Below are 24,050 nucleotides of genomic sequence, written 5' to 3'. Positions count from 1 at the left end.
GGGCGCATAATATCCGCGCACTGCGCCGCCTTATTCCGGCCTTGTAACCCATGCTGCAAACGCGCATGATCATGGGGTTGCCGCACCGGTTTCGGGGCGGTTTTCTGCCATTCAGCAGCCCATGCAGCCATGATGACGGTCCGATCCCGGTTAGAAAACTGTAACACGGTCGTAACACCGCATCCGCATCGCGCGGCGGGCAGTTCCGATGCTGCCCGATCCGATCCTCTATGGCGAGCGTGATGAACGAGATGACCAGGTCCGAGCCGGCCGATGCAACACCTGCGGCGATGGACTCGATCCCTCCGCAGGACCTCTATTACAATCGCGAACTGAGCTGGCTTGCGTTCAACAGGCGCGTTCTGGCAGAGGCTGCGCGCCCCGATTACCCGCTGCTGGAACGCGTTCGCTTCCTCTCGATCTCGGGCAGCAATCTCGACGAATTCATGATGATCCGCGTGGCGGGACTGGCGGGGCAGGTCCGGCGCGGCATTTCAAAACTGTCGATAGAGGGGCGCACCCCTTCGCAGCAGCTTGCCGCCATCCGCGAGGCGACCGAGGCATTGCAGGCCGAGCAGCAGGACATCTGGCGCGAGCTTCACGGCCTGCTGGTCAAGGAGCGCATCCATGTTGCCGACGAAGGCCGCATCGATGTCGACGCGCGCAACTGGCTCAAGGAATATTTCCTCGATCACTTGCTGCCGGTTCTGACCCCGCAGGCGATCGATCCGGCCCACCCGTTTCCCTTCGTCGCGAACCAGGGTCTGGGTGTGCTGTTCCACCTGACCCGCATTTCGGACGGCGAGCAGGTGGTAGAGATGATCCTGATCCCGTCGGCCCTGCCGCGATTCGTGCGCGTGCCGGGCGGGGAAGAGGCGACCTATATTTCCATAGAACGGCTGATCTGCCGTTTCGCGGATTTGCTGTTCCCCGGCTTCCGGATCGAGGGAGACGGCGCGTTCCGCGTGTTGCGCGATTCGGATATCGAGCTTGAGGAAGAGGCCGAAGATCTTGTCCGCTATTTCCGCACGGCGATCCAGCGCCGCCGCCGCGGCAAGGTGATCCAGCTTGAAATCGAAGAGGATTTCGATCCCGTCGCGGGCGAATTGCTGCGCGAACAGCTGGGCCTGACCGATGTGCAGGTCATCAAGACCAATGGCATGATCGGCGTCGAAGGCCTGTCCGACATCGTCGACGAGGACCGGCCCGAGCTGAAATTCGAGCCCTATTCCCCGCGCTATCCCGAACGCATCATGGAGCACGACGGGGACTGCTTTGCCGCGATCTGCGAAAAGGACATCGTCATCCATCACCCTTACGAAAGTTTCGAGGTGGTGGTCGATTTCGTGCGTCAGGCCGCGAACGATCCCGATGTGGTGGCGATCAAGCAGACATTGTACCGCGCAGGCAAGCAATCGGCGATCATCAATGCGCTGATCGCGGCGGCTGAGGCAGGCAAGTCGGTGACCGCCGTGGTCGAACTGAAAGCTCGTTTCGACGAGGAACAGAACCTTCTTTGGGCCAATCAGCTGGAACGCGCGGGCGTGCAGGTGATCTATGGCTTCGTCGACTGGAAGACCCACGCCAAGGTGTCGATGGTCGTGCGGCGCGAGGGCAGCAAATATCGCACCTATTGCCACTTTGGCACCGGCAATTACCATCCGGTGACGACGCGCATCTATACCGATCTGTCGTTCTTTACCGCCGATCCGCGCTTTGGCCGCGACGCTGCCAAGTTGTTTAATTTTGTCACCGGCTATGTCGAACCGCACGGGCTGGAACAGCTGGTCGTCTCGCCCATCGACATGCGGAACGAGCTGTATCGCAACATCGACCGCGAAATCGCGAATCAGCAGGCCGGACGCCCCGCCGCGATCTGGGCCAAGCTCAATTCGCTGACCGACAAGGGCGTGATCGACAAGCTGTATGAAGCGGGGCAGGCGGGCGTGCCCGTCAGCCTTGTGGTGCGCGGCATCTGTTGCCTGAAAACCGGCATTCCCGGCATTTCCGATACGATCGAGGTCAAATCGATCATCGGTCGCTTTCTTGAACACAGCCGTATCTGGGCCTTTGCCAACGGCTATCGCCTTCCCAGTCCGCGCGCGCGTGTGTTCATCACCAGCGCCGACGCGATGAGCCGCAATCTGGACCGCAGGGTCGAGGCGATGGTGCCGATCCGCAACCGCACGGTGCACGACCAGATCCTGCAACAGGTGCTGCTGGCCAATCTGCTGGACACCGAACAAAGCTGGATATTGCAGGCCGATGGCAGCTATACCCGCGCCGATTCCACCGACAGGCCATTTAACCTGCACAATTATTTCATGACCAACCCCTCGCTTTCGGGCCGCGGACAGGCACTTGTCGAAGATGCCGTGCCGCGCCTCGCCTTGCGCAAGGGTGCGCAGGTCTGACAAGATCGAGACGATGAGTTCAATCACCCGACGCAATCGCGAAGCCGCAAGGCACAATGGCGGCTATAGCTGCGCCGTTATCGATATCGGTTCCAACACCGTCCGCATGGTCGTCTATGGCGGATCGCCGCGCGCGCCATCGGTGCTGATGAATGAAAAGGTCACGGCGCGGCTGGGCCGCGATCTGGCCGATACGGGCCGCATGCCGGACGAGGCGATGGAACTGGCACTGGCCGGGCTTGCCCGTTTTGCGCTGATCCTTTCGGATCTGGAGATCGAGGACGTGCAGACGGTGGCGACCGCCGCCGTGCGCGATGCGTCCAATGGGGCCGAGTTTCTGGCAAAGGTCCGCGATCTGGGGCTCAGTCCCGAGCTGATCTCGGGCGAGGAAGAGGCACGGATCAGCGCCATGGGCGTGACCGGCGCGTTTCCCGGCCGCGACGGCGTGGTCGCCGATCTGGGGGGCGGCAGTCTTGAACTCGTCGCCATCCGCGATGGCGAGCCGCAGGGCGGGGTCAGCATGCCGCTGGGCACGCTGCGTCTGGCCGCGCTGCTGGAGCAGGGTGAGGGGCGGCTGGACGAGGTGATCGAACAGGCGCTGCACGATGCCGGCTGGGACCATTCGATCACGGGGCCACTGTTCATGGTGGGCGGCACGTGGCGGGCGATGGCGCTTTATGCGATGCACCGCCAGTCGCACCCGCTGTCGGATCCGCACGGTCTTGGCATGACATCGTCCGAAGCGGCGAAGCTGGCCAAGCGTATCGCGCGTACTGACAATAGCGAGCTGAAAGCGGTGCCGCGCGTATCGTCGATGCGCGCCGCGATCCTGCCGGGCGCGGCGGTCTTGCTGGGTGCATTGCTCGCGCGTTTGCAGCCCGAAGGTCTGGTGTTCTCCTCATGGGGTCTGCGCGAAGGGCTTTTGAACGCACGGCTGAGCAAGGCCGAGCGCGCGCAGGACCCGCTTTTGGCAGGTGTCGGGCAGTTTTCATCACAAATCGGTGCCTCGCCGGCGGTTTCCGCGCGCGTTGCGGGCTGGACCGTGGCAGCATTGCCCGGCGAACGGCACGGCACCGAACGGCTGCGGCTGGCGGCGACCATGCTGGCACTCGCTTCAATGCAGGTGGAGCCGAACCTGCGTACCACGCAGGCGGTGGAATGGGCGCTCTACAAGCGCTGGCTCGATCTGTCTGATACGGAACGAGGCATGCTGGCCGCGGCGATCATGGCCAATAGCGGCCAGACTGCCATGCCCGAAGCGATCGCGGCTCTTGCGCCCGAAGACCGGCTGCACGAGGCGATCGGCTGGGGCCTTGCCATCCGCCTGTGCCGCCGTCTGGGCGGCCAGTCGCGCAAGTCATTGAACGTCAGCCTGCTGGCAGTCGAAGGCGGCGATTTGCGGCTCTATCTGCGCAGCAGCCATGCTGCGCTTTACGGATCGCCCACGCGCAAGGATATGAAGCTTCTTGCCGAACATATGGGGCTGAACCCCGCGGTCGAGATCCTGTCGAAGGATGATTTCACGGCGAAACGCGACGAGATTGCCGACCGTAAATGGACCGACGCGATTTCGGCCAAATAAACTAAAGCCCGCGAAACAGAAAGGGCGCCCCTGCGATGGCAGGGACGCCCTTGTCTTTGATCGCGATGCGGCGGCGATCAGATGTCGTTGCCGAGCGCGCCTTCGACTTCGCCCTTCAGCTGCTGGGCCTTGCCCTTGACTTCCTGCTCGCGGCCTTCCCGTCGCGTCTGCGGATTGCCGCTCTGCTGCTTGACTTCGCCGATGGCTTCATTGGTGTTGCCTTTGATCTTCTCGGTCAGCTCGCCCATGGCGTCTTCCTTTCGATTTGCGTGCCCGACCATTCGGGCTTTGATAGGAAAACGCATCGAACGGCCAATACGATCCGCCCGTCACAACGCCTTGCCGCGCGACGCGCGCGGCTTGTCGCGGTGCCACAAAAATGCCTGATTTCAAGGGGGTTGCGCGGCAGATAGCGCCGTGCCCGTTCCGGCCTAGCGGCGCCGTTGCTTGCGAAAGGAAGGAAGTGGCTCCGAGTAGGAATATAATCAGTTTTGACTATCTATCGGAAATAGCTTGCTTATTATCTAAAATAGATAGGTGTCGAAAAGGTTATTCCCCCATTCGTTCCCCCACCGTGCTGCCGATAGGCTGCGAATGCGGGCAGACATTTGACGGTCAATTATGCCCGATTGATGCGATGACACGCTGGGCAGGCAATTTGGGTTTCGCCGTGGTTCAACGTAACGTCGATAATCGTTGAACAATGAGCACAGGCCGCTCGAACGTGTCTCGTGAGCGCAAATCCTGAAACATTCTGGGAAGCGCGTTTTCGTCCTGCACCTGCGCTAGCCTGAGCCTGATTGTTTGGCGCATGGTTTGACACATTTTCATTCGTGACGACTGGTTTCGGAAGCTGGATCACTTCAAGGCGGATCAGTTCATAAAAGCAGCGCATGGTCGCGAGGACATCAGCCATGGCATCATGTGCATGTTCGAAATCATGTCCGAAGAGGCGATAATGCAATTCCTCGAGCCTAGGGAATTTGTATCCCGGAAGCCCGTTGGTTTTAGGGATTCGGCACCAGCCAGTAGATGAGCGCATTGTGCAAATCTGGACCTTGTCATTGAATGACAGGTCTATTGCGTGGCGTCGAAGATCGGCACCCGCAATGCCAAGGTCAAAGGCCACATTGTGCCCAACCACTATGTCGGCCTTTTTTGCATCAGCGGCGAAGCTTGAAAGGACTTCAAACGCGGACTTCCCGAACCGCAAGGCCGATTGAGTGTCAATGCCATGAATTGCAGAAGCCTGAGCCGGGATCGTGTAGCCTTCTGGTTTGACCACGAGGTTTTGCTTCGAAGAGATATTTCCGCGCCGGTCTGTCAGCACCCATGCGATCTGAACGACACGATCCGTTGTGCGACTAAGCCCGGTAGTCTCGACATCAAAGAAGATTATCTGCTCCGGTTGCACAATCCGTCCCCTTTCAGTCGATTTCCAGCTTCGGCACGCTGCGCACGATCTTCATTGTTTCAAGGCTGACAGTGATGGCCCGCTGGAACAGCTGCTAGCGACAGGCCGGATCACCGCTTTGCGCCCTCAATCAATGCACGGAGAACGAACAGCAAGGAGACAATCTCCTTTTCCAGTCGAACGTCGTCCAGCTTTGGCAGGCCCTCATCCTTTTCCCGGTCGAGATGCAGGATTCCGTTGGCCAGTTTGCGCAACCGATGCAGGGCAGCTTGATTGGCTTCGGACGGCAACTTGCGGCTGGAGTTGCGAATGCGCTCCTCCAAGTCTCGACCAGTCGCACCATAGTGGTCGCGTAGGACTGACTCCATGAGCGAGCGCATCAGGGCCAGTGCGGCGTAGGTCGCGCCATAGATGAAGGCGTCGTGGGCCTGTTGGAGATTTCTGAGCATCGAGTGCTTGTCTGATGCGCTGTGCTTGGCTGCCACATGGCGGGGCACGAGGACAAATGGCACAAGCAATCGCCTGCGAAACACGCCACGCAAGTCGAAATCGGTTTCCTCCTTGAAGCGCTCCCAAGCATTAAGGCCCTCGCGAACCTGCTGTTCAAAATCCGGCTGGTCAGCCCAGCGGTGTTCTTGATCGATATTGTCCTGTGCGAAAGCAATTGCGCGATCAATGCCGCCAGCGAGGTCCTCTCCTTCGGCATCGGCATCCTCCCAGCGCTGATCAGGAAGCGGATTGGCTCTATCGTTTTCGGTGGCAAGTTCCGCAAAAAGGTCAGATAGCCAGATATTGCTGAGAACGGTCTGATACCGCACTTCATAATCGCGCCAGGCCTCAAGGAAGTGTGGGTCAACCGGCGATGCAAACAGCGCACGTCCTCGTCGTTCGGACATTCTGAGGAAGCCCGCCCGCAGTGCAAGCATGTTGCAGATTTCCTTGATGCTGGAATCACTTTCAGCAAAGTCTGCCAAGTCCTCCGGCTCGTCATCGCACCAGTCCTTGAGGCGGGTGAATAACGTCATGAACTCGACCACTTCATTTGAGTCTTTGCCGCGACTGGTCATTCCGTCGGTTCCTTATTGCCAAAGTCAGCCAGAAAATATCAGCCAGCCCAATGCTGCGGATCGTAGATCGCCGGATAGTCAGTGACCTCGAATGGTTCCACACCAAGGCATTCCAAGAAGAACCGCTTTTCGCGCTGTCGTTCGTCATCTTCTCCGACCGGGTAAACATACCAAGCAGGGGGACGCGCACCACCGCGCTTCTTGTAAAGGTTGGCCCGTTGAATCAGGAGCCAACGTAACCACACTTCCTGTCCCTCTAGCCCCACGCCAAATACAACAAGGGGCATCTTAAACAGGATATCCAGCCAAGTGTCTTCGGCGGCCCAGTGGGGAAACTCCCTTGCGTCCAGAATCCATGGACGACTGCGCGTCACGCAGCCCATGTAATCACTGAGGCCCAAGCGGATGCTTCGGATATGCGAGATGAAACCGTTTATGTGCCAGACGCCAAATCCGTCGCATGGCTGATCCAGTGGCACTCGGGCGAAATATTTTTCCCAAGGGTAATAGTCAGATGCGCGTTTTCGGCTGCCACGCGGGCGAAACAGTGAGTGGCTTTCTGCCTGAGCGGCTTTAGCAAACGTAAGGTCGAAATTTGTGGTCAGGATGGGGGAGCCATGCCTTATCGCCCATTCCACGATTCCCTGATGGTGCGCTGAAGGCTGCCAGCCTTCCATCCCATCACAGAACTGCCGCTTCAGCGGATAAGCCTGACTGGCCGACTTGGAGCCATTCTCGGCAGGCCGCCCCAAATCAATCAGATCGTAGAACTCCGGCATCGCCAGGTTCTTTGCCTTTTCCGGCGAAGCGAACCCGTTGGTTCGCGCCAAGCGTTCAACCAATGCGTTCCAGCTTTGGCCCCCGTTTGGATAGAGGTGAATGCCATTGCCGATTAGCAGCGCAACCCGCCCACCAGCACGGTGACACAACTCGTCAATCATGGTCAGTCGATTTCCAGCTTGGGCAGGTTGCGCACGATTTTCATCGTTTCAAGGCTTACGGTGATAACTCGCTGTAACAACACCAAGGGATAGGCCGGATCGCCCACGGTTTCGGTGGCGTAACGGTTGGCGTCGTTGACGATGCCGCTGGCCTTGTCGGTTTTGACGCACTGGCGTTCCATCACCCATTCGAGGGCGGGCTTGCCGTTCACCACGTAATCGTATGCCTCCAGCGGGATGCCGGTGATGGTGATGTGCGGGTTGTAGATCACGGTGGACTTGTCGAGGTTCGGGCGCTTGCCGCCGAACTTCATCTTCTCGACGCGGTAGAACTTCACCGGGTCGGGGATATTGGCCAGCCGCAGATCGCCTTGCGCGATGGTGACGGGGAACGGTTCTGCGCTGTCGAAATCGCAATGCAGGTCGCCCAGCTTGCGCCCGGCCTCGGCAAAGGCCCAGAAGTCCGCCGCCTTCTTGACGGCTGGAATACGGGGCAACTGCTTGGCCAGGTTATCGGCAAAGCGGGCGCGGTAGTCCTCGCTGTGCAGCAGGCCATAGACGTAGTGGAACAGGTCATCCTTGGTGATCGTCTCACCCGGATAGGCGGCCTGAAAATGTGCCAAGCCTTCATCGGTGATTGCATCGCGTCGTCCGCCCTGTGCGGCTGGTGCGGCGGCGAAAAGTCCGCCTTGGGCACCGGCGTCGGTCGGCTCGATTTCGCCATCGTAAAGGTAGCGGGGGAAGCATTGACCTTTGGAAATGTTGTCAAAGCTGGGCAGTCTCTCCGTCATCAAAGCCGAAAACTCGAGTGCGCCAGTCCCCGATGTGCAAATCACCCGATTGTCGGCGTCCTCGCCCATCGGGAAGATGCGCGGCATCTGATAGACCATCTCGTTGAACGTGCGGCTGAAGTAGAGCCATTGCCGCGTAAACGGACGATAGATGCTTGGGGCTAGGCAACCCGCATCGAAGGCGAAGGTTTTGCCCTTGGCTAGATCGCCCTTCAGTGCCCGCGTCCAACTGATCTTGCTCGGGTCGGTATCTATGAACCCATCAACCGCATGACCCCGCGCTTTGCGATCAGCACGAGGGTGGGCATCATCAAAGCGTTCCAGTTCGGCATTATAAGCTTCGATCATCGCGCGCATATTGGTCGCAACGCCATTGCGGCTTGCATTGTAGGCCCAACTATCGCGAGCGGTCAGCACTCCTTGAGAAAAGTTATCGAACAGCTTTGTGCCGCCACCCTTCTTGTCACCTAGAGCCAAGAAGGTATCAAACGCCTTGTCGCGTTGACCCAGCCAGTCCCCATGCTCATCCGGCGTGATGGTCTGCCAGCCGCCCGCCGTGGTGATACCGCCGATGCTGCCAAACTTGGCGATGGTCGCCAGTTTGTCGTCGCGGGTCAGATAATCGCCAATATCGTGAAAATGGATTTGGCCATGAGTTGCTGCCTCAGGGTTCTTCACCAGCAGGGCGATGGCCACCGGGGTGCGAGTCCCTTGACCGAATACGTTGTCTTTCTCCTTGCGGCGTGTCTCACCAGAGGTGCGGGCATTGCCGCGCAAGTGAAAAACATGGATGCTGGCAAACTCGTCCGTCAGGCATTGGCGCAGGCCATCGGTGGTGTTCGCATCCAGCCATCCGGCGTTGGAGACGAAGGCCACGACGCCAGCATCGCCGATGCGGTCGCTGGCCCAGCGGATCGCGCGGATATAGCTGTCATATAAGCCCTTGGCCAAGGTCGCCTTAGAAAGCTTGGCATAGGTTTCGCGGATGCGGCCATCTAGCCGGGGGTATTCGACATTATCGGCGTTGTCGTTCTCGCTTCTCTGTCCCACCGAATAGGGCGGGTTGCCAATGATGACACGGATATCCAGCTCTCTCTGCCGGGTGCGGCGGTGGCTATTGTCCGGCATCAGGTGGGCGATCAGGTCTTTGTCCTGCTCGTAAAGCTGAAACGTGTCGGTCAGGCAGATGCCACCGAACGGCTGGTAATCGCCGCCAGACAGCGAGTGATAGACCGCCTCGATGTTGATGGCCGCGATGTAGTAGGCCAGCAACACGATCTCATTCGCGTGGATTTCGTTCTGGTATTTCCACGCCAATTCCTCCTGTTTTATCAGGCCGGACTGTAGCAGCCGGGTGATGAAGGTGCCCGTGCCGGTGAAGGGGTCCATGATATGCACCCCCTTGCTGCCCAGCGTCTGCCCGAACTCGCTTTGCAGCACCTCGTTCACCGAATGGATGATGAAGTCCACCACCTCCACCGGGGTGTAGACGATGCCCAGCCGCTCGGTCATCTTGGGGAAAGCGTTGCGGAAGAACTTGTCGTAGAGTTCGACCACGATCTTCTGCTTGGCCTCGGCGTTGTCGATGCCCGCCGCGCGGCGCTTCACGCTTTCATAGAAGCGTTCGAGGCTTTGCGCTTCCTTGCCCAGCCGATGTTCGTCCAGCGCTTCCAGGACCGCTTCTAGCGCCTTGGAGACGGGATTATTGCGCGCGAAGTCGTATCCCTCGAAGAGCGCATCGAAAACCGGGCGTGTAATCAGGTGTTGCGCCAGCATCTCGATGGCTTCGCCCTGTGAAATGGTATCGTTCAGGTCATCGCGGATTTCGGCAAGGAAGCCTTCAAACGCCTCGCGTTCCGGTGTGCCCGGTTTTTCCACCAGCGCGGTGATGCGGGTGATGTGGGTCTGAGCAATCTTGGCGATATCGCCTGCCCAGTCCTCCCAATAGTCCCGTCGTCCGCACTTCTTGACGATCTTGGCCATGATGGCGCGGGAGAACTCGTCAAAGGCAAATGCGCCCTGAGTTCCGTCGCCGCCGCGCGGAGTGCTGTCTCCGCCAGTCGGTTCGTCGTCACCATCACCGCGCGCGCCGCCTTGCCCTATTCCGGGTCCCGCGATGGTCGTCGAAGAGCGAGTGGGCAGTTTGTTGCTGACAGCGACAACCTCGATGAAGCCGGTGATGTCCACGCCTAGATCAGCTTGGTTCAATTTGGCATCGAAGCGCTCGTCATGGCTGCGTAGCGCGTTCAGGATTTGCCATACGACGCGGTATCGCTCGTTATCGTCCAGCGCCTGTTCTGGCGTGACGCCAGCCGGAACGCCAATCGGCAAGATGACATAGCCAAGCTGCTTGCCCGGCGCGCGGCGCATGACGCGGCCCACCGATTGCACCACGTCAATTTGGCTCTTGCGCGGGTGCATGAACAGGATGGCGTCCAGCGCGGGCACGTCCACGCCTTCGGACAGGCAGCGGGCATTGGACAGGATGCGCGCAACGTCTTCGCCCGCATCCTCTTTCAACCAGTCGAGATGCACGCCGCGCTCCTTAGCGCCCATTGTGCCGTCTACATGGCGAAGTTCGCATTCCAGCCGGGCTGTATCGCCCATGGCTTCCTGCCCTTCGTCCGATGCCAGATATTCGCTGACCACGTTGGCGAACTCGGTCCGCACCAGCTTGGAGGACGCGATATCCTTGCAGAAGGCCAGCGCCCGATGCATCGGCTGGCCATCGGTGAGCAGTTCGCCCTTCAGGCCCGCCTTGGTCAGCGCCTTGTAGCAGCCGATGATTTTGGTGGCGTCGTCCAGCTTCAATTCGGTGCCGCCATCGGCAAGGCGGTGCTGCACGCCGCCGCTGACCATGCCTTCATCAACCGCCAGCACCAGCACCTTGTAATCGGTCAGTAGCTGGTTCTCGACTGCCCAGCCAAAGCCGCGCGTGAACAGCGTTTTGCCGTAGAGGGTTTCGTCATCCATGGATGCCAGTTCAGCGGATGCCTCGCTGGCCTTGGCCTTTACCGCCTCGCCATAAACGCGGGGCGTGGCCGTCATGTAGATGCGCTTCTTGCCCGCGATGAATGCTTGATTGTGGATTTTGACGAAGTTGCTTTCGTCCTCACCTGCCAGCGTGGCCCCGGTGGTGCGGTGGGCCTCGTCACAGATGATCAGGTCAAACTCGGGGAAGCTGTGCAGCTTTTGGGCGTCGCTGATTACCTGAATGGACTGGTAGGTCGAGAAAACCACCGTCATGCGATCCGGCGCGGGATGGTGCGCGCGGCTGGCCAGTTTGGCGGCATTGGTCGTGGCAGGATAATCCAGATCGTGCAGTTCGACTTCGGCCACGTCATCAGCATCGCGGCGGCGCTTCCCCACCTGCACGTCCGAACACACAGCATAGGACCGCAGCGGCGTGGCGCTATCGATGGTCCATTCGCGGATGGTCTGGCTCATCAGTGCCAGCGACGGCACCAGCACCAGCACGGTCTTGCCCGGACCTGTCATTTCCTCGGCAATCTTGAGGCCGGTGAAGGTCTTGCCGGTGCCGCAAGCCATGATAAGCTTGCCCCGGTCGGCGTCCGCCAATCCGTCTTGAACAGCCGTCAACGCGTCGATCTGGTGGGGGCGCAGGGACTTGGGCGCGGCAACCTTTATTTCGTCCCGCTGGAACCATGCGGCCCAATCAATCGGGCTTTCCTCCAGCCGGTCCAGTCCGATGCGGGTGACGTTCAGATCATCCAGCAACGCTTCGGCATTGATGCTCCACGGCGCGCCGGTGGTGTCGAACACCAGCCCGCGCGAGAAATGTTTGGTGGCGCTGCTGGCAAGGAAGCTGTCGATATCGCCCTTCTGGATGCGGTAGCCTTCCGCATAGAATTTGCACTGGATGGCGCAAAAGCTGTCCTCGTCCCGGATTTTGGCCACCAGATCGATGCCGATATCCTTGCCGTCCAGCCGGTGGGCCTTGGCCCAATCAGTGAAGGTCCAAACGTCCTCGTATTCTTGGACCATGCCCGGATCATGCTTGATGAACGCTAGGGCCAGCCGCTCGAAATAGGTTCCCTTTTCGCGTTCTGTTTTGGCCGCTGCACGGTATTGAGCAAGAAGTTGGCGAAGCGGCGTAGACATTTAACCCCCAGAACTAGATTCGCGGCACGCTAGACGGGGGAGGGCCAGCCGCCAAGTCGCCGCATCACCACCATCATTTCCAGCGCGCATTCATCGTCCAGTTCCCAATAGCGCTCCATGTGACGATCAAACGTCCGGTTCCACATACCTTTGGGGCGACGTAAACCCGCCTCCCAGCCCTGATCGCAGCCCAATTTCTTTTGCAGCCGGAACAGCCGTTCAAACGGACGATCCCGTGCCGCGTCGCGCTGGCACTGATAACCCAGCCGCCATGCCTGCCGGGATGCGAAACGGTCGCCGCCGGGCGGCATATAAAGTTTGCCCACGCGAATATGGCGAAAGGGGCAAATCATCCACCATCGCTTGCCGCCATATTGGGGGACGGTATGGCAAAGGCGCACGGTCTGGCGGACTTGCTCCCGATCCTTGCCGCTGCCGCGCGTGTAGGACAGTTCCAGTCGCTCGTCGCCCGGCTGGTGCATGATCGCCTGATAGCCAATAGAGCCGACTTCCTCGCCGCCTCTGGACCATGACAGGCTACCACTCAGCCAAGAGCCATTTCTGGCTCGTCCGGTCCGCAGCATCCAAGCCAGATCGATGCGAAAAGACGAATCCACGGTAGGCCTGCCACCGTATCGTCCTGAGCCGTAGCCACCCATGTCAGCGTTCCCCGCCAGCGGGCGCGTCGCCAGATTTTCCTAAATCATTAGCTTTCTTCACCCTCCCATGGAGTTTGCCTTTCGAGACGCATTTTCCGTTGCGAGCGGAGCGCCGCTTCCCCTTTGCTGTTCGCGGGCCGGTGGAGAGGCCACCATGCAACTTGCACCGCCCGGAACGATAAAGATCGCGACGCTTGCACGGCGTTCCCCCTCGCGTTGTGGCACCGCAGGTGAGGCCCGCGAGCACTGCCGGAAGGTATCCGCCTTCATCGCACCAATTCCGCCAGAGTGCTCGGCGCTCGATATCATTCATGGCGATGGTTTTGTCGTTCAATGCAGCTTCGCCTTATGCGATCAGCCGGAAACGGAATAACGACTGATCCTCTTATCGGCTGTGGTTCACCAGTGAATGGAAAAGATGGTGCCTTGGAAATCCAGTATGTCGCGTTCAAGAAATGCCGCTCTGCCAACATGGTCAAAACCTCTCGCCTGTTGCACGGAAATGTTCCTCGGTATCGTCCTGCCAATCTGTGATGAATCTGCCCAGCGTTGTGCCGATGGCTTCCGCTTCTTCCCGCTCCACGCGATCCAACCAGACAGACGGAAACTCGGATGCGTCCGCATCCTCCGAGCGCGCGGGCGCGCGAGTTCGGTCGTGTATAGTTGACTGTGAGGTATCGTTGATGTCGCCTTGATCCAGCGTTGAACCCTGCGTTGAAATCTCCGTTGAACTACCGTTGAAGTCAGCAAACCGGCGATCAGCTTCTTCGAGCAAAGCTGGCGCATTCTCGCTGATAATGCCTCGAAACATCGCAATTATGCTGCCAGCACCATCGACGAGTTCCTGACGCCAGCGCGATGCATTAGTGGTGCGTGCTCGATGGCGGAGGCGTGGAACACCAACCATTGCCGCTTGGCGGGCCAACTTGTCGGCAGAAAGTATGAAAGAAGATGGGGCCCAGCCTTCCCAATCCTTTGCATTCTCTCATCCGGCCCCGTCCAATGCACAGGCGGCGCGAATGGCATAGCCGCCAATGATGGACTCCAGTTCGGTCCAGATCATCTTGCCATGGCGCTCAACGGCGACGGGGTAGATCAATGGGGCAGTTTCGGTTTCATCCTCGGCCAGATAATAGACCCATTCCAGCGCACCGGCATCGGCTAGAATTTCTGCTCGGCCGAAGAAGTCGGAACCAGCATTCTTATCCTGCTTCTTCTCTTCAGTGGTTGGCTCACGCCAATGATGATCGAGCGGCCCTTTCCAGGCCACCCATGATCCGCCACGTGTGAATTTCCAAATTTGCAATGACCCGGTTGCTCCGGCTTTCTGCCTTTCAAATTTCCGGTAAAAGTGCTGTCGATCCACACCACCAAATTCCGCCAAGTCTTGCAAAGCGTAGAGGTCAACCAGCAATCGCAGGGCCATCGGATCTCGTGATAATCTGATGCGATCTATCACTGTGGTCGTTGGACCGCCTGCTGAGCCAAATGTGTCGCCGACAAGTTCCATCGGCAGAAATGCTTTCTCCAATGGGCGGTCGGAGATGATCGACAGCACACCGTTGGCGTCGCGCGCAAGCCAACCATCGCGCACGCCAATTGTAGCGGCGGAACGTTCGCTCGGATTGCGAGGCTGGTGGCCTTGCTCGATGCGCGCAGAAAGAGCAGCTACATTCCTTGGCATGGCCGGTCGCGTTTCAATGGGCGGAAGGTCGATCCTAGGCTTTCGAGTGCCTTTGCCGCTTTTCCAGCGTATCAAGCCGTTCTGCTCCAGCTTTGCCATTGCGGCATCAGCCTTTCGCCAGTTCAATGCCGTGCGCTGGTTGATGGCTTCACGCGACCATGTGCTGGTGCGATTATCCGGGCCTGTGCCTGCCGCAAGGATGAGATATGCCGCCGCTGCATCGGGATCGCCGAGGTCGCATACCTTCGCGAAGGTGGGCAGATCGACAATGAAGAGGTGGCCGCGCTTCTTTGGCCGTTTGACCGACTTGTCGGCAATCGAAGGGGTATCCTGTGGCTGGGCCATATCAGGCTGCCCTGTCGGTCGTGCCGGTGCCGACCAGATTCTTAATGCTTGCGACCTTGACCAGACGGCGGGTGCCGATAGTCACGCACTCAAGCATATTGTTGGATATCAGTTCGTAGGTCTTGGTCTTTCCAATGCCCAAGCTGCGGGCGGCTTCGGCGATACTGCAAAGGACGGGTTCCATACGCCATGTTCCTTTTTGTTGGTTCCCGCTCGCAATCGAATGATTGCGCGGGAACACGTGGGGAACATCATGATTCGCTGCGGTGGTTTGCGCAAGGCGAAAATGGCTGAAATAAGCCGTTTTTGGGGATAAGTAATCCGACTTATACGCTATCGCTGGGATGGCCGGTGAGCGGTGTCAGAGAGCAGATCGGGGAGCAAACGTCAAAACGGACGCGGCATTGCCTCCAGAGGCAAATCGGCTCCAGGAATCCATCAGTTCGCGGCGCTTGTCGAAGAAATCAGTGCGCCGATAAGCGGCTTCAACTGCCTTGGGCACTACGTGCGCAAGAGCGGCTTCTGCCACTTCGCCGGGCAGGCTCGTCTGTTCGGCAGCCCAATCGCGGAAGGTGGAGCGGAAGCCGTGGACGGTGAAAGGGGCGTCCATATCCCGTAGGACTTTCGTCAGCGTCATATCGCTCAGCGACTTGCCGCTATTGGCAGGGAAGATCAGGTCGGTTCCGGCGCGCTTGATCGCAGCGGCCTTGCGAAACAGGGCAACTGCGGCTGGCGATAGCGGAACACGGTGAGCACGCCGCGCTTTCATGCGCTCCGCCGGGACCGTCCAGACGGCGGCATCCAGATCGAGTTCGCCCCACGTCGCGCCCCGAACCTCGCCACTGCGCGCGGCGGTCAGGATTGCTGCCTGCAATGCCAGTGCACCCATACCGCCCTTGTCCGTCAACCGGGACATGAAGGCGGGCAGTTCGGCGTAAGGCATGGCCTCAAAGTTCCCCCGCTTGGGCTGTGCGGGCAGGCGGTCGGCAACAGCGGGGCCGAGCGTGCCGATGAACAGCGCGCCATCAGGTCGAGCGAAGCGCAGCGTCCGAATGATCAGGCTGCGGACCTTGCGTGCGGTTTCCGGCTTGCGCGTCCAGATCGGGCGAAGGCAGGCCGCTATGGCATCCGCGTCGATGCTCTGGACTTGCAACTTGCCAAGGGCAGGGAATGCATATGTCTTCAACTGCGAAAGGTTTTGCTTGCGCTTGGCGTCGGAGATTTTGGCGTCCGCTGCCTTGGCTTCCAGAAAGCCCAAGGCAGCCTCGCGGAACGTCCGTGTCATTTCCTTGGGCGGTTTCAACGCCAAATGCGGATCGCGACCAGCTACCAGTGCGGCCTTGACCGTCGAAGCCTTCTCTCGCGCCTCGCCAAGCCCGACTGCACGAAGACTTCCCAAGCCAAACTCGCGCCGGGTGCCGTCATGTTGAATGCGGGCCACCCAGCTTGCTTGGCCAGATTCGCGAACGAACAGCACCAGCCCGTCGCCATCGTGGTGTCTCCCCGGTTTGCCGATGGCTGCCTTGATATGTGCCTGCGTCAACTTGCCCATGCCCGCCTCAAAGTTAGAGTTTGGTCTGTTCCCCCATTTCGTCCCCCACCACTAACGCGAAAGGGGACGAAACGCAACGCACGCACGCGGGCGCTTGCGGATTAGTTTTCCTAGGGTTTCTGGGTGTTTTGCGGTCGCTGGCGAACGCCTGCGAAAAGGAAAGTGGCTCCCCGAGTAGGATTCGAACCTACGGCCATTCGATTAACAGTCGAATGCTCTACCGCTGAGCTATCGGGGAGCAGCCCCCAAGCGGTACTTAGGGGGCAGGGCCGTGCCTATATGGAGGGGCGCGGCGTTTGGCAAGAGCCGAATTTCACATCTTTTCCGGTCCGGACGGGCTTGCTGTGCAAAACTGCGTGCGGACCGCAGAAACCGGCCGGCCAAAGGAATGGATTGGCTCTGGAAGGGCCAACCCGGTGCAGGGCCGTCACTTCAAGAACCACACCGACGCCCACAAGCGTCCTGCGTACCAGGCGACGCTGGTCGGGCGAGGGCGGAGGATCAGCAGAGTGCAGGTCAGATCATGAATTGCTCGCCCACGATCCGCTCGTCCAGGCTGTGGCCGCGGTCGAACAGCAGGGTGAGGTCGCATTCATGCGCGATCTTCACATCGATGCTGACGATGTCGCGGATTTCCTTTTGATCGGCCACCGCGGAAACGGGCCGTTTCGATACGTTCAGCGCCTTGATCGATATCGGCAGATGATCGGGCAGGATCGCCCCGCGCCAGCGACGGGGGCGGAATGCGCTGATCGGGGTCAGCGCCAGCAGCCCGCAGGACAAGGGCAGGATCGGGCCATTGGCCGAGAAATTATAGGCTGTGGAGCCCGCAGGGGTCGCCACCAGCACACCGTCGCAGGCGAGTTCGGGGATGCGGATCTTGCCGCCGACGCTGATCTGCAGCTTGGCGGTCTGGCGTGTTTCCCTGAGCAACGAGACTTCGTTGATGGCATGGCCGGTGATCGTCTCGCCGCTGCGCGTCACGGCAGTCATGTCGAGGGGCGAGACGGTCTGCGCACGGGCATTGGCCACGCGTTCGACGATCGGGCCACCCACGCTGCCCAGCTTGTTCATCAGGAAGCCGACCGTGCCAAGGTTCAGGCCATAGGCGGGGATGATCCGCTTTGCCTCCAGCATCTGGTGCAACGTCTGAAGCATGAAACCGTCGCCGCCCAGCACGACCACGGCATCGGCGTCCTCCAGCGGTGCCCAGTCGTGCTCACCCTGCAGGCGCTGGGCGGCGCGCTGCGCCTTGTCGGTGTCGGAAACGGCCAGCGCCAGTCGCTTATACTCTGCCATGCGCCCCTCTAGTCGGCTTGTCGCGGCGGACCCTATGGATGGTAGGGCGTAATGGCAATCGCCGGAATGGGACCATCGGGCGGCTGACGGGTCGATCAGGCGGGTTGCGCCTGTTTCCCCGCTCGCCGCACGATGGACGACAGCCCCTTGGTCAGCTGGAACAGCCCGTTCAGCCGTGCCTTCGGATCACCCCATGCGCGTTCGATCACCAGCTTGTTGTCGGGCCGCAGGCGCGCGGTGCCCTTCAACCGTTCGACATAGGCGATAAGGCCCATGGGATCGGGGAACTGGTCCTTGTGGAAATGGATCAGCGCGCCGCGCGGGCCGACATCGATCTTGGCGATATTGGCGGCCAGTGCCTGCGCCTTGATCTCGATCAGCTTGACGAGATTCTCGGTCGGGGAAGGCAGCGGGCCGAAACGGTCGATCATTTCGGCGGCGATTCCCTCGATCGCGTCCTTGTCGTCGGCATCGTTCAGGCGGCGATACAGCGCCATGCGCACGGCCAGATCGGGAACATAGTCCTCGGGAATCATGATCGGGGCGTCGACGGTGATCTGCGGGGACAGGCCGGTGCGGTCCTCCACCACGCCCAGATCGCCCGCCTTGGCCGCCATGATCGCGTCTTCCAGCATCGATTGATAGAGTTCGAAGCCGACTTCCTTGATATGCCCCGATTGTTCGTCGCCCAGCAGATTGCCTGCGCCGCGGATATCCAGATCGTGGCTGGCGAGCTGGAAGCCCGCGCCCAGCGAATCCAGATCGCCCAGCACCTTCAGCCGCTTTTCGGCGACTTCGGACAATTGCACCCCGGCATCATGCGTCAGCAGCGCATAGGCACGCAGTTTCGACCGGCCGACGCGCCCGCGCAGCTGATACAGCTGGGCAAGGCCGAATTTGTCGGCGCGGTGGATCACGATGGTATTGGCCGAGGGGATGTCCAACCCGCTTTCGACCACGGTGGTCGACAGCAGCACTTCGTATTTCTTCTCATAGAACGCGCTCATGCGCTCTTCCAGCTCGGTCGCGGGCATCTGGCCATGGGCGGCGACATAGCGCACCTCGGGCACGTTCTCGCGCAGCCAGTCCTCTATCGCGCCCATGTCGGAAATACGCGGCACGACGATAAAGCTCTGACCGCCGCGATGATGTTCGCGCAGCAAAGCCTCGCGCACGACCATATCGTCCCATTCCATCACATAGGTGCGCACCGCCAGCCGGTCGACGGGCGGGGTCTGGATGACCGAAAGCTCGCGCAGGCCCGACATCGCCATCTGCAACGTGCGCGGGATGGGCGTGGCGGTCAGGGTCAGCACATGCACATTGGCGCGCAGGGCTTTCAGCTTTTCCTTATGCGTGACGCCAAAGCGCTGCTCCTCGTCCACGATGACAAGGCCGAGGCGCTTGAACCTGACGCTCTTGGACAGGATCGCATGGGTTCCGACGACGATATCGACGGTACCGGCCTCTAGCCCGTCGCGCGTTTCGGCGGCCTCTTTCGCGGGGACAAGGCGCGACAGCCGGCCGATTTTGATGGGGAAACCGGCAAACCGCTCGGTAAAATTGGCGTAATGCTGGCGGGCAAGCAAGGTGGTCGGCGCGATCATCACGACCTGCTGCCCTGCCATTGCCGCAAGGAAAGCGGCGCGCAGGGCCACCTCTGTCTTGCCAAAGCCGACATCGCCGCAGACCAGCCGGTCCATCGCGCGCCCGTCGGCCAGATCGCCCATCACGTCGCCGATGGCACGGTCCTGATCGTCCGTCTCGTCCCAGGGAAAACGGTCGACGAATGCATTGTAATCGGCATCCGGTTCGATCACCGGCGCCTTTTGCAGCGCGCGCTTGGCGGCGGTGGCCAGCAATTCATGCGCGATTTCGCGAATGCGCTCTTTCAGGCGGCTCTTGCGCTTTTGCCACGCCTCTCCGCCCAATCGGTCGAGCGCGGCATTCTCGTTCTCGGACCCATAGCGCGACAGCACGTCGAGGTTTTCGACCGGAACATACAGCTTGTCGCCGCCGTGATATTCCAGCGCGACGCAATCATGCGGGCTTTTGCCCACGGGCACCGATTGCAAGCCCAGATAGCGGCCGATGCCGTGGTCCATGTGGACGATGAGATCGCCCGGCGACAGCGCCTGCAATTCGGCCAGAAACGCATCGGCGTCCTTGCGACGTTTCTTGCGGCGGACCAGCCGGTCGCCCAGCAGGTCGCGTTCGGTCAGCAGCTCGATCTGTTCGCTGGCAAACCCGCTCTCCAGCGGCAGCACCACGGCGACAGGGCGTCCCTTGGCCGCGATTCCCAGCGCTTCCTGCCAGCTGTCGGCCAGCGCGGGTTCGCGCTTTCCGGCTTCGCCCAATTGCGAAACGATCCGCCCGCGCGATCCGGTGGAATAGCAGGCGAGCACCACGCGCTTGTCTGCTTTCGCCTGCTTTTCCAGATGCTTCGACGCGGCATCATAGATGTTTTCCGAGCGCGAACGCTCGGGCGCGAAATCCCGGGCAGAGGCAAAGCCGAAATCCAGCGTCCTGTCGCTTTCGGGTTCGGCAAAGATCGAGCAGCGGTGCACCGGCCAGCTTGCCAGCGCGGCGTTGAATTCATCCTCGGACAGATAGAGCGCGTCGGTCGCCAGCGGGCGATAGCTGCCTGCCTTTTGTCCCGCGACCTGCTGGCGGGCCTGCCGGTAATCGCGGATTTCGGCCAGGCGCTCCTCACCCGCGCGGATCGCGCCGCCATCGATGACAATCGTGTCGTCCTTGCCCAGATGATCGAACAGGGTGGACAGCTTTTCCTCGAACAGGGGCAGCCAGTGCTCCATCCCTGCCAGCCGCCGCCCCTCGCTCACCGCCTGATACAACGGGTCGCCGGTGGCATTCGCGCCGAACATCTCGCGGTAATTGCCGCGGAACCGCTTGATCGTGTCTTCCGACAACAGCGCCTCGCTCGCGGGCAGCAGCAGATGCTGTTCGGCCACGCCCGTGGTGCGCTGGGTGGTGGGATCATACAGGCGCATGCTCTCCAGCTCGTCGCCGAAGAAGTCCAGTCGCAGGCCCGCCTGTATCGTCTCGCCCGCGTCATTCTGCGTCTTCAGGCCCGATGGCACGATATCGAAGATCGAACCCCGCACCGCAAATTCGCCTGCGTCGATCGCCGTATCGCTGCGCGCATAACCCTGTCGTTGCAGCAGCGCGATCAGGCTTTCGTGCCCGATCTCCGCCCCCGGTTTCAGCATGCGCGTAGCTTCGCGTATGCGGAACGGGGTCAGCACGCGTTGCAATAGCGCATTGACCGTGGTGACCAGCAATTGCGGGCCGTCGGCCTTGCCCTGCCCACGATTGTTTAGAGCCTGCAGTGCCGCCAGTCGCCGCGCGCTGACCGACAATGCAGGGCTGGACCGGTCATAGGGCAGACAGTCCCACGCCGGAAACTCGATCACATCCAGTTCGGGCGCGAAGAACGGGGCGGCATCGGCGATTGCCTGCATCGCCTGCTCGTCGGGTGCGACGAAGACCGCGCGTGCGGCATTGCCCGTGCCGCGCGCCGCGCGCGCCAGATCGGACAGGACCAGCGGCAATGCGCCGCGCGCAAGCGAAGACAGCACCAGCGGTTGATCCGCGGCGATCAGGCGGGGAAGATCGGTCATGCGCAATTCGTCATTTCGGGGCGCTATCTGGCGACGGAATACACCTGCCGCAACCCCCGATCGGCGGCTGCCGGGCCCGCCTATCTATGGATATGAACGTAATCCAGCCGTTGCAGCGCATCCATCATTGGCCCTGCAAAGCGATCGGGCGGCAATTGCGTGCCCAGTGCCCATGCCATGATGTCGACGTCGTCCTCGTCCAGCAAGGCCTCGAACCAGGCCAATTCCTGTTCCACCCATTCGGCGTGGCATTTGTCGAAATAGCCGCCGATCATGAAATCGGCTTCGCGCGTGCCGCGGTGCCATGCGCGGAACTTGGCCCGCCCCAAACGTTCAGGGTTCAGCCGGTCTTGGTCGGGTTTCGCGGTGTCGCTCATGCTGGTCGGGTATACTCGTGCGCGATGCGGTGCAAGCGCCGGAATGCGGCGCTATAGCATCGTCATGCGTCCCGAAGTGCTCAATCCCCTGTTCGCCGCTGCCGATAGCCTGAAGGGCGTCGGCGCGAAGCTTGAAAAGCCGCTAGACCGGCTGGGCCTGCGGCATGTGAAGGATTTCGCCTATCATCTGCCCGACCGATTTATCGAACGCCGCCAGATCGGCGCGCTGGCCGAAGGCGGGATCGGCGAACACATCATCATCAGGCTGACGCCCAAGGCCTATCGCGCCAGCGGCAGCGGGCGGGGTCCGTTCCGCGTGATGGCCGAGGATGGCGCAGGCGAACGGATCGCGCTGACCTATTTCGGGCGGGCATCCTATTCCGCGCGCAAATTGCTGCCGCTGGAAGAAGCGCGCTGGGTGGCGGGCAAGCTGGAGCAATTTAACGACACGCTGCAAATGGTGCACCCCGATCACGTGTCGGAGGATGGCGGCACGGCGCTGGGCCAGACGTGTGAGCCGGTTTACCCGCTGTCCGACGGGCTGACGGCAGGGCGGCTGCAACCATTGATCGAGCAGGCACTGGGCGCGCTGCCCGAATTGCCCGAATGGATCGAGCCCGGCGTGATGGAGCGGCGCGGCTGGCCGAAATGGCGCGATGCGCTGCACCTGGTCCACCGCGGGCGGCACAAGGAAGCGCGCGACCGGCTTGCCTATGACGAGTTGTTCGCCAGCGCGCTGGCGCTGATGCTGGTGCGTGCCGACAATCGCCGCCGCAAGGGCACGTCGATGCAGGGCGACGGTCGTTTGCGCGACCGGCTGACGCTGCCCTTTGCGCTGACCGGCGCGCAGGCGCGCTCGATCCGCGAGATAGAGGGCGATATGGCGCAGCCGCACCCGATGTTGCGCCTGTTGCAAGGCGATGTCGGCAGCGGCAAGACGGTAGTGGCGCTGCTTGCCATGCTGAACGCCATCGAATGCGGTAAACAGGCCGCTCTGCTGGCACCCACCGAAATTCTGGCGCGCCAGCATCACGCGACCCTGCAGGAAATGGCACGCGGCACCGGCGTCGAAATCGCATTGCTGACGGGCAGGGACAAGGGGCGTGCGCGCGAATCCATCATGATGGGGCTGCTGGATGGATCGATCCATATCGTCGTTGGCACCCATGCCATCTTTCAGGACAGCGTGAATTACCGCGATCTTGGTCTTGTGGTGATCGACGAACAGCACCGCTTTGGCGTGGGGCAGCGGCTGATGTTGCAGCAAAAGGCGCGCACCACGGCCCATTGCCTTGCCATGACCGCAACACCCATCCCGCGTACCCTGCTGCTGGCCCAGCATGGCGAGATGGAAGTCAGCCAGCTGGACGAATTGCCGCCGGGGCGCAAACCCATCGATACGCGCGTCGTGCCGGTCGAGCGGATGGACGATGTCGTCGCCGGTCTGGTCCGCCATGTACAATCGGGTAAGCAGGCCTATTGGGTGTGCCCCATGGTGCACGAGCACGAGCGCGAGGATCTGGCCGCGGCCGAAGAGCGTTTCGATGCGCTGAAGCACGTGCTGGGCGAGGGGAATGTGACCCTTGTCCACGGGCAATTGCGGCCCGAGATCAAGGACGCGAACATGGCCCGCTTTGCCAGCGGCGAAGTTGCGGTGCTGGTGGCGACCACGGTGATCGAGGTGGGGGTGAATGTGCCCAATGCCTCGCTGATGGTGATCGAACAGGCGGAGCGCTTCGGCCTTGCCCAGCTGCACCAGTTGCGCGGGCGCGTCGGGCGCGGGGCGGCGGAATCGGTCTGCCTGCTGCTGCGCGGCCAGATGTTGAGCGAAACGGGGCGTGAGCGGCTTGCGCTGATGCGTGAGACGCAGGACGGTTTCCGCCTTGCCGAAGAGGATTTGCGGCTGCGCGGTGGGGGCGAAATCCTGGGTACGCGCCAGTCGGGCGAAACTGCCTTTCGCGTCGCCAGCCTCGAACAGATTACGGAATTGCTCGAAGCCGCGCATGACGATGCCCGCTTATTGCTCGACCGTGCGGGCAGCGATCTGGAGGGCCCGCGCGGCGATGCGGCGCGGCTGGCGCTGTATTTGTTCGAACGCGACTATGGCGTGCAGCTTTTGCGCGGGGGGTAGCGTGTCCGACAGGCTTGCATGCGCGGCGCAC

The 24,050-nt window shown here is 61.0% G+C and carries 18 protein-coding genes and 1 tRNA gene; 4 read left to right on the top strand and 15 right to left on the bottom strand.

Annotation, left to right across the window (positions count from 1 at the left end; all coding sequences use genetic code 11):
• The first annotated feature begins 290 nt into the window (after nucleotides 1–290).
• Both LOZ77_RS06650 and LOZ77_RS06645 read left to right on the top strand, forming a co-directional pair.
• Nucleotides 291–2,414, top strand: a complete 2,124-nt coding sequence (locus LOZ77_RS06650; RefSeq protein WP_230281793.1) for an RNA degradosome polyphosphate kinase — start codon at nucleotides 291–293, stop codon at nucleotides 2,412–2,414.
• A 13-nt stretch (nucleotides 2,415–2,427) separates the two neighbouring features.
• On the top strand, nucleotides 2,428–3,996 hold the full coding sequence (locus tag LOZ77_RS06645; RefSeq protein WP_230281389.1) for a Ppx/GppA family phosphatase: 1,569 nt from the start codon (nucleotides 2,428–2,430) through the stop codon (nucleotides 3,994–3,996).
• A 77-nt stretch (nucleotides 3,997–4,073) separates the two neighbouring features.
• Here the strand turns inward: LOZ77_RS06645 and LOZ77_RS06640 are convergent, their stop codons facing one another.
• From LOZ77_RS06640 to LOZ77_RS17930, 7 genes are all read right to left on the bottom strand, one after another.
• Nucleotides 4,074–4,244, bottom strand: a complete 171-nt coding sequence (locus tag LOZ77_RS06640; RefSeq protein ID WP_230281388.1) for a CsbD family protein — start codon at nucleotides 4,242–4,244, stop codon at nucleotides 4,074–4,076.
• Between the two features lie 371 nt (nucleotides 4,245–4,615).
• Nucleotides 4,616–5,410 carry a 3'-5' exonuclease gene (locus LOZ77_RS06635; protein WP_230281387.1) on the bottom strand — a complete coding sequence of 265 codons (795 nt, stop codon included), beginning with the start codon at nucleotides 5,408–5,410 and terminating at the stop codon, nucleotides 4,616–4,618.
• Between the two features lie 110 nt (nucleotides 5,411–5,520).
• Nucleotides 5,521–6,477 (bottom strand): hypothetical protein, encoded by a 957-nt coding sequence (locus LOZ77_RS06630; protein ID WP_230281386.1) that lies wholly within the window; start codon nucleotides 6,475–6,477, stop codon nucleotides 5,521–5,523.
• A gap of 38 nt (nucleotides 6,478–6,515) precedes the next feature.
• Complete coding sequence (locus tag LOZ77_RS06625; RefSeq protein WP_230281385.1) at nucleotides 6,516–7,418, bottom strand: SIR2 family protein; 903 nt, start codon at nucleotides 7,416–7,418, stop codon at nucleotides 6,516–6,518.
• A gap of 2 nt (nucleotides 7,419–7,420) precedes the next feature.
• Nucleotides 7,421–12,331, bottom strand: a complete 4,911-nt coding sequence (locus tag LOZ77_RS06620; RefSeq protein ID WP_230281384.1) for a type ISP restriction/modification enzyme — start codon at nucleotides 12,329–12,331, stop codon at nucleotides 7,421–7,423.
• Nucleotides 12,332–12,360: 29 nt separating this feature from the next.
• Entirely contained in the window at nucleotides 12,361–12,948 is a 588-nt protein-coding gene (locus LOZ77_RS06615; protein ID WP_230281383.1) for a hypothetical protein, read from the bottom strand.
• Between the two features lie 43 nt (nucleotides 12,949–12,991).
• On the bottom strand, nucleotides 12,992–13,237 hold the full coding sequence (locus LOZ77_RS17930) for an HGGxSTG domain-containing protein (RefSeq protein ID WP_370638070.1): 246 nt from the start codon (nucleotides 13,235–13,237) through the stop codon (nucleotides 12,992–12,994).
• Here LOZ77_RS17930 and LOZ77_RS06610 point away from each other — a divergent pair.
• A complete protein-coding gene (locus LOZ77_RS06610; RefSeq protein WP_230281382.1) occupies nucleotides 13,145–13,363 on the top strand; it encodes a hypothetical protein in 219 nt (72 codons plus the stop codon). The genes LOZ77_RS17930 and LOZ77_RS06610 overlap by 93 nt on opposite strands.
• Nucleotides 13,364–13,465: 102 nt before the next feature.
• Here the strand turns inward: LOZ77_RS06610 and LOZ77_RS06605 are convergent, their stop codons facing one another.
• From LOZ77_RS06605 to LOZ77_RS06570, 8 genes are all read right to left on the bottom strand, one after another.
• Entirely contained in the window at nucleotides 13,466–13,915 is a 450-nt protein-coding gene (locus tag LOZ77_RS06605; RefSeq protein ID WP_230281381.1) for a hypothetical protein, read from the bottom strand.
• A gap of 60 nt (nucleotides 13,916–13,975) precedes the next feature.
• Nucleotides 13,976–15,019: a hypothetical protein gene (locus LOZ77_RS06600; protein ID WP_230281380.1), complete on the bottom strand. Its 1,044-nt coding sequence runs from the start codon at nucleotides 15,017–15,019 to the stop codon at nucleotides 13,976–13,978.
• A 1-nt stretch (nucleotide 15,020) separates the two neighbouring features.
• Entirely contained in the window at nucleotides 15,021–15,203 is a 183-nt protein-coding gene (locus tag LOZ77_RS06595) for an excisionase family DNA-binding protein (protein WP_230281379.1), read from the bottom strand.
• A 177-nt stretch (nucleotides 15,204–15,380) separates the two neighbouring features.
• Nucleotides 15,381–16,571 carry a site-specific integrase gene (locus tag LOZ77_RS06590; RefSeq protein ID WP_230281378.1) on the bottom strand — a complete coding sequence of 397 codons (1,191 nt, stop codon included), beginning with the start codon at nucleotides 16,569–16,571 and terminating at the stop codon, nucleotides 15,381–15,383.
• A 163-nt stretch (nucleotides 16,572–16,734) separates the two neighbouring features.
• Nucleotides 16,735–16,809, bottom strand: a tRNA-Asn gene (locus LOZ77_RS06585).
• 278 nt (nucleotides 16,810–17,087) lie between these two features.
• Nucleotides 17,088–17,870 (bottom strand): NAD kinase, encoded by a 783-nt coding sequence (locus LOZ77_RS06580; protein ID WP_230281377.1) that lies wholly within the window; start codon nucleotides 17,868–17,870, stop codon nucleotides 17,088–17,090.
• A gap of 95 nt (nucleotides 17,871–17,965) precedes the next feature.
• Nucleotides 17,966–21,511 carry a transcription-repair coupling factor gene (mfd, locus tag LOZ77_RS06575; RefSeq protein ID WP_230281376.1) on the bottom strand — a complete coding sequence of 1,182 codons (3,546 nt, stop codon included), beginning with the start codon at nucleotides 21,509–21,511 and terminating at the stop codon, nucleotides 17,966–17,968.
• 80 nt (nucleotides 21,512–21,591) lie between these two features.
• Nucleotides 21,592–21,888, bottom strand: a complete 297-nt coding sequence (locus tag LOZ77_RS06570; protein ID WP_230281375.1) for a succinate dehydrogenase assembly factor 2 — start codon at nucleotides 21,886–21,888, stop codon at nucleotides 21,592–21,594.
• A gap of 64 nt (nucleotides 21,889–21,952) precedes the next feature.
• On the opposite strand from LOZ77_RS06570, the gene recG reads away from it, so the two are divergent.
• Complete coding sequence (gene recG / locus LOZ77_RS06565; protein ID WP_230281792.1) at nucleotides 21,953–24,019, top strand: ATP-dependent DNA helicase RecG; 2,067 nt, start codon at nucleotides 21,953–21,955, stop codon at nucleotides 24,017–24,019.
• Nucleotides 24,020–24,050 lie beyond the last annotated feature (31 nt).

Source organism: Croceicoccus sp. Ery15 (assembly GCF_020985305.1).
In the GTDB taxonomy this organism is placed as follows: domain Bacteria; phylum Pseudomonadota; class Alphaproteobacteria; order Sphingomonadales; family Sphingomonadaceae; genus Croceicoccus.
Note: the sequence above shows the minus strand (reverse complement) of the source record. Positions and strands in the feature narration are given on the sequence as shown.

Coding starts and splice junctions, on each gene's coding strand:
- LOZ77_RS06650 (WP_230281793.1), top strand. CDS start 291: ATGGACTCGATCCCTCCGCAGGACCTCTATTACAATCGCGAACTGAGC.
- LOZ77_RS06645 (WP_230281389.1), top strand. CDS start 2,428: ATGAGTTCAATCACCCGACGCAATCGCGAAGCCGCAAGGCACAATGGC.
- LOZ77_RS06640 (WP_230281388.1), bottom strand. CDS start 4,244: ATGGGCGAGCTGACCGAGAAGATCAAAGGCAACACCAATGAAGCCATC.
- LOZ77_RS06630 (WP_230281386.1), bottom strand. CDS start 6,477: ATGACCAGTCGCGGCAAAGACTCAAATGAAGTGGTCGAGTTCATGACG.
- LOZ77_RS06625 (WP_230281385.1), bottom strand. CDS start 7,418: ATGATTGACGAGTTGTGTCACCGTGCTGGTGGGCGGGTTGCGCTGCTA.
- LOZ77_RS06620 (WP_230281384.1), bottom strand. CDS start 12,331: ATGTCTACGCCGCTTCGCCAACTTCTTGCTCAATACCGTGCAGCGGCC.
- LOZ77_RS06610 (WP_230281382.1), top strand. CDS start 13,145: ATGCAACTTGCACCGCCCGGAACGATAAAGATCGCGACGCTTGCACGG.
- LOZ77_RS06600 (WP_230281380.1), bottom strand. CDS start 15,019: ATGGCCCAGCCACAGGATACCCCTTCGATTGCCGACAAGTCGGTCAAA.
- LOZ77_RS06595 (WP_230281379.1), bottom strand. CDS start 15,203: ATGGAACCCGTCCTTTGCAGTATCGCCGAAGCCGCCCGCAGCTTGGGC.
- LOZ77_RS06590 (WP_230281378.1), bottom strand. CDS start 16,571: ATGGGCAAGTTGACGCAGGCACATATCAAGGCAGCCATCGGCAAACCG.
- LOZ77_RS06580 (WP_230281377.1), bottom strand. CDS start 17,870: ATGGCAGAGTATAAGCGACTGGCGCTGGCCGTTTCCGACACCGACAAG.
- mfd (WP_230281376.1), bottom strand. CDS start 21,511: ATGACCGATCTTCCCCGCCTGATCGCCGCGGATCAACCGCTGGTGCTG.
- LOZ77_RS06570 (WP_230281375.1), bottom strand. CDS start 21,888: ATGAGCGACACCGCGAAACCCGACCAAGACCGGCTGAACCCTGAACGT.
- recG (WP_230281792.1), top strand. CDS start 21,953: ATGCGTCCCGAAGTGCTCAATCCCCTGTTCGCCGCTGCCGATAGCCTG.